This is a genomic window from Agathobaculum sp. Marseille-P7918 (assembly GCF_964248325.1).
Taxonomy (GTDB): Bacteria; Bacillota; Clostridia; order Oscillospirales; family Butyricicoccaceae; genus Agathobaculum.
In genome coordinates this window covers 306,750-319,625 of sequence record NZ_CAXTXI010000001.1, presented here as the reverse complement: position 1 = coordinate 319,625, position 12,876 = coordinate 306,750, and the positions used below count along the sequence as shown (strand labels likewise).

Genomic DNA, 12,876 nt, shown 5'->3' with positions numbered 1-12,876 from the left:
TGGTGATTATGTAAGGAATTATTAAGTTAATTTGATCTAATTGCACATTCATTTCTTATACTAAAAGGCCTATTAACATTATGTTAATAGGCCTTTTCTTTACAGCGAATAGTTATACCACAACACCTCTGTTCGTCTGTTGTCTGCTTTACCGCCAACAGAGGTCTTTGTGGGGATTTCAATTTTGTTCCAACCACGCAGGTATTTATTATATAACTCATTATCATAATTGCTGATAATCATTTTACATTTTGCATTATGTACCATGTCCAAAAACAATTCGTGATCTTCATAGGAAAAAGGATGCTTATAAACCTGATTACCCAAATCCTTCTTTTTTATCTTTGGATCGAGATAACTTGGATCTGCATAGCAAAATACATGGGGAGATTCTATATAATTATTCTTCAGACAATAGGCGAGTGCTCCTACTTGGGTTACTTGGACACCTTCCAACCTGTTTGCGACGTCATACAGTCGGTCAATTTGCTTATAATATGCTTCTTGGCTTTTATACTTGAATGAAGTCCAATTCTTTCCTATTGCGTCACGGCTCTGCGAATATACGACATAGGTAGCTACTGCAAGGTCAATCTCGGAAATGCCATATAATTCATCTTGGGCATAAGCTATCGTATAGTCTCTAAGGTTTCCCTTTTTTACTTTGTCTTGTGACTGGGGTTTGTATGCATTTAGATTCGCATGATAGATATCATAAGTCTCTGTAAATGCACGCCAATTATCAAGAACCGTTTTAGCTTCTGCAATTTCTTCAGGATTCAACTGGTAGTCTGGACATTGCTCCATCGTTCGCTTTAATTTCTTATAAACCCTCATTAACTCCCTAGAAATTTGAACGCCTAAGGGATCATCAACCTTATTACGGATATCTAATGCCCAATCGAATTGTTCTTGACTATATTCCGTTTCATAGAGCCGGGCAATCAATTCATGTGCTGTATCTTGATTGCTCATCAATCTAACAAACGCACAGAGACCAGCGGAGGAATCATTATATATTTCCAAATCATGCCGTTCTTTATTCAGCAAAACCCGACACGCACCACCAAATGGCTCTAAATAAATATCTGTTCCATCGTAATCAATTAGGTCACAAATCAATGGTGCTAGTTTCGCTTTGCCACCAAAGTAGCTAAACATTGATAAGGTTTTCACGACATCACTCTTTTGCTTCTGTCTCTGGTAATTCTGGTAATGTGGTAATAGCTTTCTGGCTGAAAGACATGACCTTTTCAGCTTTTCCCATAGCAGAATTATGTACGGTGCGATCATATCGCCCGGTGCTGCAAATCGTGTAGCCTTGCCGCTTTAACTGCTTTTTAAGCTCCATCAAGTTGATATGGGCATATTCGCTATCTCTTATCAAGTCCTGAAATTCCTTTACAGGGATATTATAGCATATCTCACCTTTAACTGATGCTTTCAGGTCGTAGCCATCACTTTTTCTTTCTGAAATGTACTCACCTATCATGGTCAGGATATTTTTTAACTCTTCATCGCTGATGGACTGTTCCTCGTGAATAATTTCAGTTAAAATTTCGTTATAATATTTTTCAATGCAGTTTTTCAAACTAATAAAATCGCTTCGCCCTATAACAACGCCATATTCACGAAGCGAAAGTAAATCTTCTGTCAAGGTAGGCACTGTAGCAGTGATCTGACCCATCAAAACACCTGACAAACCATCATAAACTGTGATAATTTGTTGTTCTTTATTCGTTTCATGGAATTTTTGACGCTTCACATAAAACTTAAAAGAAATGTGGGATATGAGCTTTTCCGTCTCATTAGGGATTTCGGTTTCTGTACTAGCGGACGCTTCAGGCTGGCTTTCGTCTACCAACTTCCATTGTTGATCATATAAAAAATATTGTTCATCTTTATCAAAAAAGATACCCTTAAATCGAGTCTTAATTAAATTCCCCATGCTCGTCTCACATCCGATCAGGTATATATTATTATGATAGCAGATAATTCCAGATATGTAAATATAAATATGGGTTGCATACAAAGTTAGCCGATATTTTCACATTTTTATCTGTCAGTGCTTGCAAGAACATTTGTTGGCAATATTAGTGCCTATACAAATACTAAACCCGTTATAAAGTGGCTTAATGAAAAAGACCACTCTGGAATTAAACTGACATTCTTTTTTTGATATACAATTTAGGTGCGATTATAAAGCTGTGATTCACATATGGCATTTTTGGCAGAAGTGATTAGTTCATCAAAACGGGCTTGCCCAGCCCCGGGCGTCATCAGAGAAAGCAGTGTTTCAGAACTTAACACCAGTCTGTATGTACTATCGCTTCTTTTGTCTAAACAAATATCTTTGAGATTCGGCTGAATAAGGGATAATGTCGATTGAAATGATGGTTGGAGTTTATCCACGAAAATCAAATCTCTCACTAATGGTGCTACACTATTACCAAGAATTAATTCTGCCCTTTCAGCAATTAAATTTGCAATACGATTTTGCTTTTCAGATGACCAATGACAATGGCATTGTAATTGAACTATCATGGTATTACCTCCTAACTAGATATACTCCTTTTCTAATAAAGATAATACCATGATAGTTGTCCCTTAAACCGGACTCTAATTTTCACATAATTGTTCTTCCAAAATTCGGATGCCATTATCGCACAGTTGAATGATGTAATATGGTATTGTCGAATACTTGGATGGATTTAGTTGGAAAAGGCTGTCGTTTTCTATGTGAAAGGCTTCATCTACAAATTTTTTGAAAACAGTATCCGATATTTGTCCATGATTGATCATCCGGTAAAGTTGGATTTTTTCATAACTACTTGTAAGAGTCTTGTATAGTGCTATCATTTGATAAGGATCATGCGCCCTTGCATAAGCCGCCTGATAATCAAATTCCGGAATATCTTCACAAATTTGTCGAGAAGCTGCTTCTATTTCTTCATCCGTCATATTACGAAACCCTGATGTTTCTTGAATAACAGGTGTTTCTCTATCTGGATGAACAAAATTTGATAATAGCTGCCAAGCTAGCCCTTTATCGCCACACGCCTCTAACCATCTACGCAGATAAATCAGTTTGTTTATTATATCAATGTTGCTTCTTATATTGGTATTTGCAATTTCAAAAAACGATTGAATATCTGAGGGCAATATTTCTTGCTCTGCTAAAGTACCGTTTTCATTGCATAGAAAGGCGGCAACGGGTACTGGGCAAAATCTGCACCTAATACTTGATGTATGGATCATATCTACTATTGGGTCAAAGTCATGTGTCAGCATAATAACTGTTTTGCCTTGAAGTGAACCGCTCCCTTTAAAAAGCATTTCCATTATTGCATATTTTTTGTTTTTATCAAAAGAAGATATTGGATCATCCAAGATAATTAAGGAAGGGTTATCCTTCAGCACATGATACATAAAAAGCACTAATGCAAACGCATTCCTTTCTCCATAGCTTAAATGAAGTTTTACATCGTTAACCGGTGCCAGTGTGTCTGTGCTACAAAGAATAAGTCGATAAGTATTTGCTGTAGTGTCTTCAACAATCGACACATTATATTTATAACCCGCACTTTCCAAAAAACCGTTTATTTCACTGCTATACCTATCAATCGTGCTTTGGATAAGTGCTTTTTGCTTGTTTACTTCTCCTTGCAATTTACCAGCCTGCTCAATTACGCTATCCAATGCACCATTGACTAGAGAAACTTTTCTTGCAGTATAATCCGAGTTAATATGCGTCAATAATTGTAAGTCAATTTTCTGTCTGTTTAACTCAGCAATCACTTTATCTACGTCTTTTAGAGCGCCAAAATTCAGATTTTTAATCTCAATAAGGCGATTGTTTAGGATTTCTACTTGTCTTTTTATTTCTATTAAATAGTTGATTTCTTCCTTGGTAAACTCAGTGCTACTCGTTGCAAGTCTATCAATAACTACTTTAACATCATCTGTAAAATATTCTTTTAATGCTTGGAATACACCCACCATTTTTTGAAGTTCTGCAACATATTTTGAGTCGTATTCTATTGCGACCTGTTTAACAATTTCTTTCTGCGGAGGAGATAGCTTTTCAGCGCAATAAGGACATTGTTCAGAAAGATCTAGAAATTCGTCACCTCTGCTTTGCCATGTCAGCCATGCTGCGTTTTTTTCACTCTGAATATAAGGAGTATATTCCGCTAAAACAGGCGGTACATTTAATATTTTGTTCCCTTTAGCGATTCCCTTGCCAATAGAACCCGTTTTTGAGTATCCTTTTTGTGCTTTTCCAAAGCCGGTAATAAAAGTTGTAAGATCACTAATAAGTTCCTCTAATTCTGGGTTATTTTTAAATGTCTTTTGAATGTCCGCAATAAGGAGCTGAATCTTTGCCATTCTTTCATCATAGTCTGAAGTCCTTATAAAAACTTCAAAGCTATTTTCTACCAATTCGTTGGGAAGGAACAAATATTGGTTAACATATTCTTCATTGAAAATTGCGACTCCATCTATTGTTTCTGAAAATACTACAGATGGAGTATGTGATTCAGAAATTGGGTCTTCACCTAAGTACTTATACGGTAATAGTTCTCTTAGGTCTTTTCCATTTGTAGCAAGTTCAATGGCGTGCGCGACTGTTGATTTGCCTGTTCCGTTAATGGCATATTTTATATTTAACCGGCCTGTGGTGACATCTATTCTCGCGGAGTCAATGTTGTTGCAGTTTTTAATTTCAATATTCATGTCATGCCGCTCCTTTCATATAGTGGATACAAAAGCAATAAATGACATTATTTGTATTATAGCATGTTTTTCTCCGAAAAGACAAATGAATTAAACAGTTCAACTCGCTTGTCTTGTTGTAATAGTTGTCACCTCATGACACATTATTTGAATATTTTATAAACGGGGCGCAAGACACACACAGATTGCACATGGTTATAGAATTATTTTTAATATAGCTAAAAGAGAATATAGCAAAAGAAGCTTGATGTATCAAGAAATCCATAGCGACGGGTTGTCGATAAAATAGGTTTCTGAACTAAATTAAAGCAGCACATACCTAAACTGCGCTTTCTGCTTTTGCATGAGCAGAGAAATGAGGCAAAGGTGCATTGGCTTAATCACTTGCCACAAGAGAAAACGGTTGTGCATCCGGGAGAGATTATAGTTAGACGAAATAGACACCAAGCCCTCTGATTACAAAAAAACTGTACCAGTAATAGCCGCCACTTATCTGGGGGTCAAGAGGCCGCAGGTTCAAGTCCTGTCACTCGGACCATGACGAGTGTTCTTATAGCATTTGAAAAGCTGTAAGAACACTCGTCTTTTTTGTTGTTTTCATCCGGCGATCTCTGCTGGGGCGTAGTTGACAAACACACCCTTCCGGGTATTGACGGTCACATCAGGAATGGGCAGGGGCAGCATTTTAGGGATTGTGATTTCTCCCACGCAGTTATAATGGATGCGAAGCCGCTGCTCCCACACGCCATCAATTTTCTCCGCATTGTAAACCTCAATCTTCTCAACCAATTCGTTGAGCATCCGGGGCGTGAGTTTCCGTGCGCGGGTGTACTTTCGCACCAAAGAGATGAACATATCCGTGGTCATGGCCTGGCTGCTCTGCTTCTCGATTTCGGAGCGGAGCTTTTTGATTTTCTCCGCCAGTTCCTTCTGCTCATCCTCATACCGTTTGGACATTTTCGCAAAACGGTCATCGGAGAGTTTGCCGGAAACATTGTCCTCATAAATACGCTCAAACAGCCCATCCAGTTCCTCATCACGGGCAAGCAGGGCTTTCAATTCCTTCTCCTTCAGCTTGCGGTCGGCCTCCGCTGCTTGCTGAGAGTGCCCGATCACCGCTTTCAGAAATTCGTCCTCATAGAGGCTGGAAAACTTTGTCAGACGCCGTATCTCACCAAGCACCACCTGTTCCAGAAAATCCACTCGGATATAGTGGGTGGAAGTACAATTCCCACGGTTGCCCTTATAGTTGGAGCAGTTGAAATACTTGATCTCCGGGTTTCCTTGATTGAAATGAAAGTGAAGATTGCTGCCGCAGTCAGCACAGACCAGCAGACCAGAGAACATGTTGTGCTCTCCTTCGTTGGTGCGGCGTTTGCGGATTTTGCCCCGTTTCTGCTGCACCTGCTCAAAAACAGACCGTTCGATGATCGGCTCGTGGACATCCTTAAAGATGACCCAATTCTCACGGTCATTCTCCAACCTCTTTTTGTTCTTGTAGGATTTGGAGTAGGTCTTGAAGTTAAGAATGTCACCGCAATACTCCTGCAAAGACAGGATTTTGGTCACGGTGGAACTGTTCCACTTGGTAGCGGGCTGCTGCTTACCCTTTCCGGGGCGCTTAATGCCCTTCTTTAGCCAATAGGCACGCGGGGTAAGGATTTCATCCCGTTCAAGCTGCGTGGCGATCTGCTCCGTCCCGTAGCCCTCCAGGGTCATGCTGTAAATCCGCCGAACCACCTGGGCGGCTTCGTCATCTACGATCCATCGTTTCGGATTGTCGGGGTCTTTGATGTAACCGTAGGGAGGCTGGCCCATCGGCTCGCCCGCATTCCCCTTGATCTTGTTGCTGATGCGCCGTTTCTTGCTGATGTCGCGGGCGTACCACTCATTGAACAGGTTGCGGATCGGCGCCAACTCATTCTCGCCCTCGGCGGTGTCTATGTTGTCAGATACCGCCACCAGGCGAATGTCATGCTCCGGGAAAAATTCCTCGGTCAGTCTGCCGACCTCGATGTAGTTACGGCCTAAGCGGGAAAGGTCTTTGACAAATACTGCGGCGGCCCGCCCCTGTTCAAGCTGCTGGATCATCTCCACAAAACCAGGGCGGTCCATCGTGACGCCGGAAATGCCATCGTCCAGGAAATGGACCAGATTGGTGTAGCCTTTCTCTTTCGCCACTTTGGTCAGCAGCTTTTTCTGGTTGCCGATGCTGTAACTCTCACCCTCCAGATTATCGTCACGGGAAAGCCGCTCATAGAGGAAAGCGGTCATGTCACGGGATTTTTTGGGATTCGACTGTCTCATAAGTCCTCCTTTCCGGACAGCCGAACAGTGCATATCTTGTATTCCCAATACAATTATACCGCCGCCCTCTGCCCGTGTCAGCCGGGTATGTAGAGGTTACAGTTTCTCACGTTCGGCCTTCATCAATCGAAGAAGAATGTTGCCCAAGGTATCCGGGCTTTTCTCTTTGAAAACAGACTCTACGACAAACGACCTATTACCGAAGCGATAGGTCATTTTTTCAAGTTGTACTTGATGTTGCTTTGGAATATCTGGGGGTGCAGGTTTCTCTTTCATGGATCGCCTTCCTTTCCTCTCACATAGAAAAATGAATCCAGCCCAGGCTGACGGCGGGCGCAGAAAGGGAACACCGCCCGCCGATGCCTGGCCTGGTGCAGTTATTTCCGAACGACAGCCCGAATCAGTTGGGTTTCCAGACAACGCTTCATGTGGGTATCCACACACACACGAGGAGTTCCGTCCTTGTCATAGAGAGTACGGGTACACAGGCGGCCCATATAGTCGTCGTAGTACCGCAGCACTTGCTCCATAGCCTCGCTGTCACCGCCGGAGGCCGCGTGAATCACCCAAACGGGCGGCAGGTCCTTTCCCTTGTGGATGGGCTCTGTCATCTTCCTCAGCCTCCTTTCGGCATCAGCACCGACAATGCTTCGCGCAGCTCCTGCAGCGCCTTCGTCCGGTGCCGCTGAACGGCGCTCCGGGACATCCCAACGAGATTGCCGATCTCACCGTCTGCCAGGTCCAGGGTGCAGTGCAAAATCAAAATACTCTGCTCCATCTGCGGCAAAGCGGAGAAAGCCTCGGCCACAAGCTCGTTGTCGATATGTAGATCGTAGCCGTGCGACGAGAATACAATGCTGTCGCTGGGGTAACGATCCACGACGTAGAGCTTGTCCAGCTCCGCCTGGGACAAGTCGCTAAAGAAGGCTTCACGCTCTCTTTGGCGTTTCATGTTTCGCAGGTAGGCTCTGGCCTCGTTTCGCAACACCTTCTTGCAAAAAGCATCGAACCGGCATTGCTCGCCATAGTCGCGGGGGTTAGATTCCATCAGTTTCACCCCCTTTCCATGGGGGATCAGGTGGTTCTCTCCCTTTCCGCTACTACCAATCCGGCGGGAGCGTGTTTTGCCCGCCAAACGCCTCCTTTTGGAAGAAAATTTGAGAAAAGCAACAGCCAGCCATTCCGACCGCAGGAAACGACAAAAAGCGCCCGGCAGGTCACAGACCCACCGGGCGCAATAGCAAGCAATATGAAGTTTGTTTACATGGTATAGTTCATACTCATGGCCGAACCTGTCCGTCGAATGGAACGGGCTTTTTTTGAGCTATTAGGTGGGTGAAAAATGAAAAAGGACACAGCGATACCTCCTCGATACCGCCGTATCCTTAAAAAAGGGCGACTTTAATACACCCCCTGCATTCTCATTTTTTCAAACAGAATACAGCGGTCTTGATTTCTTGTTTTCAAAACCGCCGCATTCCGTCAGCGGTTTGCGCCGCCAGGAATCAATTCTTTTCGAAGTTTACAAAAAACCTTGAGGATGCCAGACCAATCACACATACCAGTAAGCCGCTGGGGATCAACACCCAATAGGGACTATCTGAAAACCAATCAAACAGCGCCCCATAGATGATCTGTCCTGCAGGCTGGGCACACATGGCAAGAGTGAATACATAAGACATGATCTTCCCCATCAAGTGTTCGGGAGTTCGAGCCTGGATAACAGAGATTGCATAGGTGGAAAATAGACTGCATCCAAATTGCCCAAGGCTGAACATGACAAGGAGAATGATGTAAATACCGAGAGGCCCTACGGGTAAGAGAAAAGCAATTCCCGTTGGAATGAGGCTAAGGCCAAGTCCCATAAAGACAAAGGCCAGCCAGCACAAACGGAATTTCTGTGCTGTAATTCCCACAAAGAGGCTACCTAGTACGGCGGCTACACCCATAACGCTCTCTGCTGCTCCGTAATGCTCTGCCGAGAGTCCAAGAACAGTCCGCACCAGAATAAGGAAAGCCCACCACCACCGTACCGGCTACAAACAAGCTGGCCAGGGCTGCAAGCAGGAGCAATTTGAGGATACCTGGCTGCTCCCGGCGCAGGAAGTGAATGCTGACGGAAAAGTCCTCTCTAATGATCTCCCGGACGCTCATAGTGGCTTCCGCCTTCTGATAGTCCAGGCGAATGAAGCACTCCAAAATAGCGGTGAGGAAAAAGCAGGCCACCGTTCCCCAGAGGACCGGAGTAAGTCCAAAAGCAGCGTAAACTAGGCTACCCAGAAACGGGGTGATAAGACCGGCAATGGCCTGTACTTGATTGACCGCCGCATTTCCTTTCATCAAATTGTCTCCAGAGAGCATCTGGGGGATGCAGGCCTGTACTGTGGGAGACTCAAAAGCAGCCAGGACAGACAAGATCACCAACAATGCGCCGATGACCCAGATATCATGTCCAAAGGGCAGCACCAATCCGGCAACCAGCACGGTGCATCCGGAGAGAGTGTCCAGCCCCACCATGATGTTACGCCGGTTGGCTCGATCCGCCAGAATACCGCCAAAGGGGGACAACAGGATGGTAGGAAGCATGGCTACTGCCAGCAATGTCGCAAAAATGGACGCCGAGCCGGTCTGCTCCAGCACATACATAGAAAGTGCAAACTTTAGAGTATAGTTGCCAATCAGGGAACTGACCTGCCCCAGAATCAGAAAAGTAAAATTGCGGGTGAATAGTTTGTCTCTCATTTTTCTGTCCTCCGGAAACAGATTGCAATCAACATATCGGCTGCCAGACCAACGACACTTAGCCCCGCACACCACGCTGCGGCAGTTCGGTTTCCACGATCCGCCAGACGCCCAGCAATCAGTAGTAATCCGACTTCAGCAGCCAGGGATGTCCCTCTGGATACACAGCGAAATAAGCGGCTGCGATTCCACACGCAATTTACGGTTTTGTCCAGATGATCTGCTGCGGTCTCCACCCGTCGTTCAAAGTTCGCAGCTGCCCTTTCAACCTTCTGGTCAAATTCTCGTTCTGTCATGTCTCATACCTCCATGTTATTTACTTGTCTCAGTAGATTTTTGATTGCCAAAGTTGCAAGGATGCCCGTCACACCAAGAACGGCTCCCATCATTGGCAAGAATGCCAGTGCTGAGCTGATTATCTGACACACAATGGTTGCTAGAACGACCGATGCCACAATGGTCACTGGAACCGACTTTTTGCGGAATCCAAACCACAGAGCAATCATCCCCATCAGCCCCGCCAGAACGGAACAGCAGAACAGGAAGCCCAGTGATTGCAGAACCACTTTGATTGTCAGATGGTCAGAACAGATGGGAAACAGTGATTCTGTTAGAAAGAACACAGCCTGGACCACCGCTCCGCACAGGAACATCCCGCCAGCGGTATAGGCAAACACCAGCATCAGCTTTGCGCACAGCACATTTTTCCGGCTGATTGGATAGCTCAACAGCAGAATTGCGCGTTTCCCGCTGTATTCCTCCACCACAAACCGGGAGGCCATGACTGCCGACAGAATCAAAAAAATCGCCATACAGACCAAACAGGTTATCCCCATCAGGAAGGGATACTGGGAGAACAATTCTGCATCCGGCTCGGTGGGGGCCATATAGGGGATGGCAGCCATCAGGTACTGGAAGCCCAGCATCGTCACTCCGCAAATCAAGGTTGCAATATGATATGGGCGTAGACGATTCCGTTTTAATTCCAATGCAATCAAATTACGCATGGTCGGCACCCCCTTGGATGAGCGAAATAAAATAGTCCTCCAGATCGGAAGGATGCTGCTTACAGAGACCTGCCATCTCCGCTTCTCGCACGATAGTTCCGTCCACAATGACACCCACACGATCCGCGATCTGCTCGATCTCTGATAGAAGGTGACTGGACATTAGAATGGTCATTCCTTCCTCCTGCACCAAACGGCGAAACAAAATACGCATCTCCTTCATGCCCACAGGGTCCAGACCGTTGACCGGTTCATCCAGGATCAACACATCGGGCCGATGGATGATGGCTCGCGCAATGGCCAAACGCTGCCGCATACCCAGGGAGAAGGTAGACACCGGCTGATTCCCTGTACCGGGCAGCCCCACACGGCAGAGCGTTGGTTCCACATCGGTATCCTCGATTCCCATGTAAGCCAGATGGAGGCGTAGATTATCCGCAGCCGACAGATGTTCATAAAATATCGGCGTTTCAATTAAACTTCCGGTGCGTCGAAGTATTGCCCCGTTATCCCGCACACTGTCCAGTCCCAGCACAATGGCGGTTCCAGCAGATGGTTTTAACAACCCCAGCAACAGTTTAAGCACCGTAGTCTTACCTGCTCCGTTGCGCCCCAGGAAACCATAAATGCTGCCCCGCTCCACGGAAAAGGTGCATTTCCGGATTACTTCTTTTCCCGAAAAGGTTTTTGTCAGGTTGTTTGCAGAGATTACAATTTGGCCCATGTTATACTCCTTTCATACCTTCGAGCGGTATGTATCCTAGTAAAAAATTTGCCGCAGTAATTGACTGCGGTATTCAAAATATAATACCTTCCGAATGAATGTATCTATCCAAAATAAAATTGCCGTGAGGCAATTTTATTTCAGGTTGGGGATTTGCTCAAAGAACTCGTCCACCAGTCGCTGAATGGTATCGTCAAACAGAGGCACGCCCATCTTCTCCATCATCTCCCCGATAAAGGAGAATTTCCGCCGCATCTCCTCTTTGGTGGCCGGAAACACAGATGGCAGCAGCCACAGGCTGGTGAGCAGCGGCAGCAGCTCAGCAATCTCCTTGGCATACTCTGTGTGGATGGAACCGTCCCGGTTCCCCTCCTCAATGAGTTCCAGAAAATACGGAGTGAGAATCCGGCGGTTGGCATCGATCATTCCGACCAATACTCTGGGATTGTGATTCATCGGAATGGACTGTGCTGTCATATTGGTACGGGCTGTGTCTGCCTGATTCAGCCGGACTACTTCACGCAACTTTTGGAGCCCGTTCAGATCGGTGCGCCCTTTCACTGCCTCGAAGGGGTTATTTTCAAAAAACATACGGTCACTCACCGCATCCATGATTTCCTCTTTGGACTTGAAGTGGTGGTACACCGCACCTTTCGTAAGGCCGCCCAGCTCGTTCACGATGTCTTGGATGGTGGTGTTCTCGTAGCCCTTTTCTAAAAAGAGGCGCTGAGCTACATCCAAAATCCGCTCCTCGGTGACTTCCGGGTATTTATTCCGTGCCATCCGCTGTGCCCCCTAAACATTCTCTAAGTATGTATTTATTATACAGATGATATTGCGCCCTGTCAAGATACATTCTTATAGTATCTAAGGCGCAGAACGGCCATTTGACGAGGGTGAATATGTAGTAATAACGGAAGAAGGTACGGGGAAGAGCGATGACAGCAAGCACAGCAAGTGAGGCCTCACTTGCGAAATTTTGCTTTAGGACCCCCCCTATCCCTAAATGCAAAATTGCTTGTTGGGATAGTCCCAAACCCTTATTCAGAAAGAACGCCGCTGCCCTATGGAAAATTACAAACGCCCATCATCCTACACGACCGGATAACAGCAGAGAAATGACTTCTGATGAGCACAAGATGGCCCATTCCAGACAAAGCGGAACGGCGCTTACCCATACAGGATCGTGATAGATGGATACTTCTACGCCTGGGGAGGTATCCGCCGAGGAAACTCACGAGATTGGGATACACTGGCAAAAGAAATATTGGGTGGCAAGTACGAGTTTGTACTCACCACCCGTATTGACAATGAGAACGAGAAAAAAGATTTAGATACTGGATAACTTTTTTTAACTGC

Annotated in this window: 15 protein-coding genes; 1 reads left to right on the top strand and 14 read right to left on the bottom strand. The window is 45.2% G+C overall.

All coding sequences use genetic code 11. The features are described 5' to 3' along the window. Window positions 1–99: 99 nt before the first annotated feature. The 14 genes from ACESSO_RS01515 to ACESSO_RS01450 all read right to left on the bottom strand — a co-directional run bounded on the left by ACESSO_RS01515 (window position 100) and on the right by ACESSO_RS01450 (window position 12,300). A complete protein-coding gene (locus ACESSO_RS01515; protein ID WP_373163283.1) occupies window positions 100–1,176 on the bottom strand; it encodes a DNA adenine methylase in 1,077 nt (358 codons plus the stop codon). Window positions 1,177–1,180: 4 nt separating this feature from the next. Then, window positions 1,181–1,948: a hypothetical protein gene (locus tag ACESSO_RS01510; protein WP_373163282.1), complete on the bottom strand. Its 768-nt coding sequence runs from the start codon at window positions 1,946–1,948 to the stop codon at window positions 1,181–1,183. A gap of 239 nt (window positions 1,949–2,187) precedes the next feature. Beyond that, complete coding sequence (locus ACESSO_RS01505; protein WP_373163281.1) at window positions 2,188–2,544, bottom strand: hypothetical protein; 357 nt, start codon at window positions 2,542–2,544, stop codon at window positions 2,188–2,190. Between the two features lie 75 nt (window positions 2,545–2,619). Beyond that, the gene (locus tag ACESSO_RS01500; protein WP_373163280.1) at window positions 2,620–4,737 is read right to left on the bottom strand and encodes an AAA family ATPase; all 2,118 of its coding nucleotides are present in this window, start codon (window positions 4,735–4,737) and stop codon (window positions 2,620–2,622) included. A gap of 597 nt (window positions 4,738–5,334) precedes the next feature. Then, complete coding sequence (locus tag ACESSO_RS01495) at window positions 5,335–7,044, bottom strand: DUF4368 domain-containing protein (RefSeq protein ID WP_373163279.1); 1,710 nt, start codon at window positions 7,042–7,044, stop codon at window positions 5,335–5,337. A 96-nt stretch (window positions 7,045–7,140) separates the two neighbouring features. Continuing rightward, window positions 7,141–7,320: a hypothetical protein gene (locus ACESSO_RS01490; protein WP_373163278.1), complete on the bottom strand. Its 180-nt coding sequence runs from the start codon at window positions 7,318–7,320 to the stop codon at window positions 7,141–7,143. Between the two features lie 101 nt (window positions 7,321–7,421). After that, complete coding sequence (locus tag ACESSO_RS01485) at window positions 7,422–7,655, bottom strand: helix-turn-helix domain-containing protein (protein ID WP_373163277.1); 234 nt, start codon at window positions 7,653–7,655, stop codon at window positions 7,422–7,424. A gap of 5 nt (window positions 7,656–7,660) precedes the next feature. Beyond that, window positions 7,661–8,092, bottom strand: a complete 432-nt coding sequence (locus ACESSO_RS01480) for a sigma-70 family RNA polymerase sigma factor (protein WP_373163276.1) — start codon at window positions 8,090–8,092, stop codon at window positions 7,661–7,663. A 457-nt stretch (window positions 8,093–8,549) separates the two neighbouring features. Next, window positions 8,550–8,960, bottom strand: a complete 411-nt coding sequence (locus ACESSO_RS01475; RefSeq protein ID WP_373163275.1) for a hypothetical protein — start codon at window positions 8,958–8,960, stop codon at window positions 8,550–8,552. Window positions 8,961–8,967: 7 nt separating this feature from the next. Then, entirely contained in the window at window positions 8,968–9,786 is an 819-nt protein-coding gene (locus tag ACESSO_RS01470) for an MFS transporter (RefSeq protein ID WP_373163274.1), read from the bottom strand. Continuing rightward, window positions 9,783–10,082: a hypothetical protein gene (locus ACESSO_RS01465; RefSeq protein WP_373163273.1), complete on the bottom strand. Its 300-nt coding sequence runs from the start codon at window positions 10,080–10,082 to the stop codon at window positions 9,783–9,785. The genes ACESSO_RS01470 and ACESSO_RS01465 overlap by 4 nt, the downstream gene beginning before the upstream one ends. A gap of 3 nt (window positions 10,083–10,085) precedes the next feature. Further along, entirely contained in the window at window positions 10,086–10,793 is a 708-nt protein-coding gene (locus ACESSO_RS01460; protein ID WP_373163272.1) for an ABC transporter permease, read from the bottom strand. Then, entirely contained in the window at window positions 10,786–11,517 is a 732-nt protein-coding gene (locus ACESSO_RS01455) for an ABC transporter ATP-binding protein (protein WP_373163271.1), read from the bottom strand. The genes ACESSO_RS01460 and ACESSO_RS01455 overlap by 8 nt, the downstream gene beginning before the upstream one ends. Window positions 11,518–11,652: 135 nt before the next feature. Continuing rightward, complete coding sequence (locus ACESSO_RS01450; protein ID WP_080906742.1) at window positions 11,653–12,300, bottom strand: TetR/AcrR family transcriptional regulator; 648 nt, start codon at window positions 12,298–12,300, stop codon at window positions 11,653–11,655. 403 nt (window positions 12,301–12,703) lie between these two features. Here ACESSO_RS01450 and ACESSO_RS01445 point away from each other — a divergent pair, with 403 nt between their 5' ends. Next, complete coding sequence (locus ACESSO_RS01445; RefSeq protein WP_373163270.1) at window positions 12,704–12,862, top strand: hypothetical protein; 159 nt, start codon at window positions 12,704–12,706, stop codon at window positions 12,860–12,862. The last annotated feature ends 14 nt before the right edge of the window (window positions 12,863–12,876 follow it).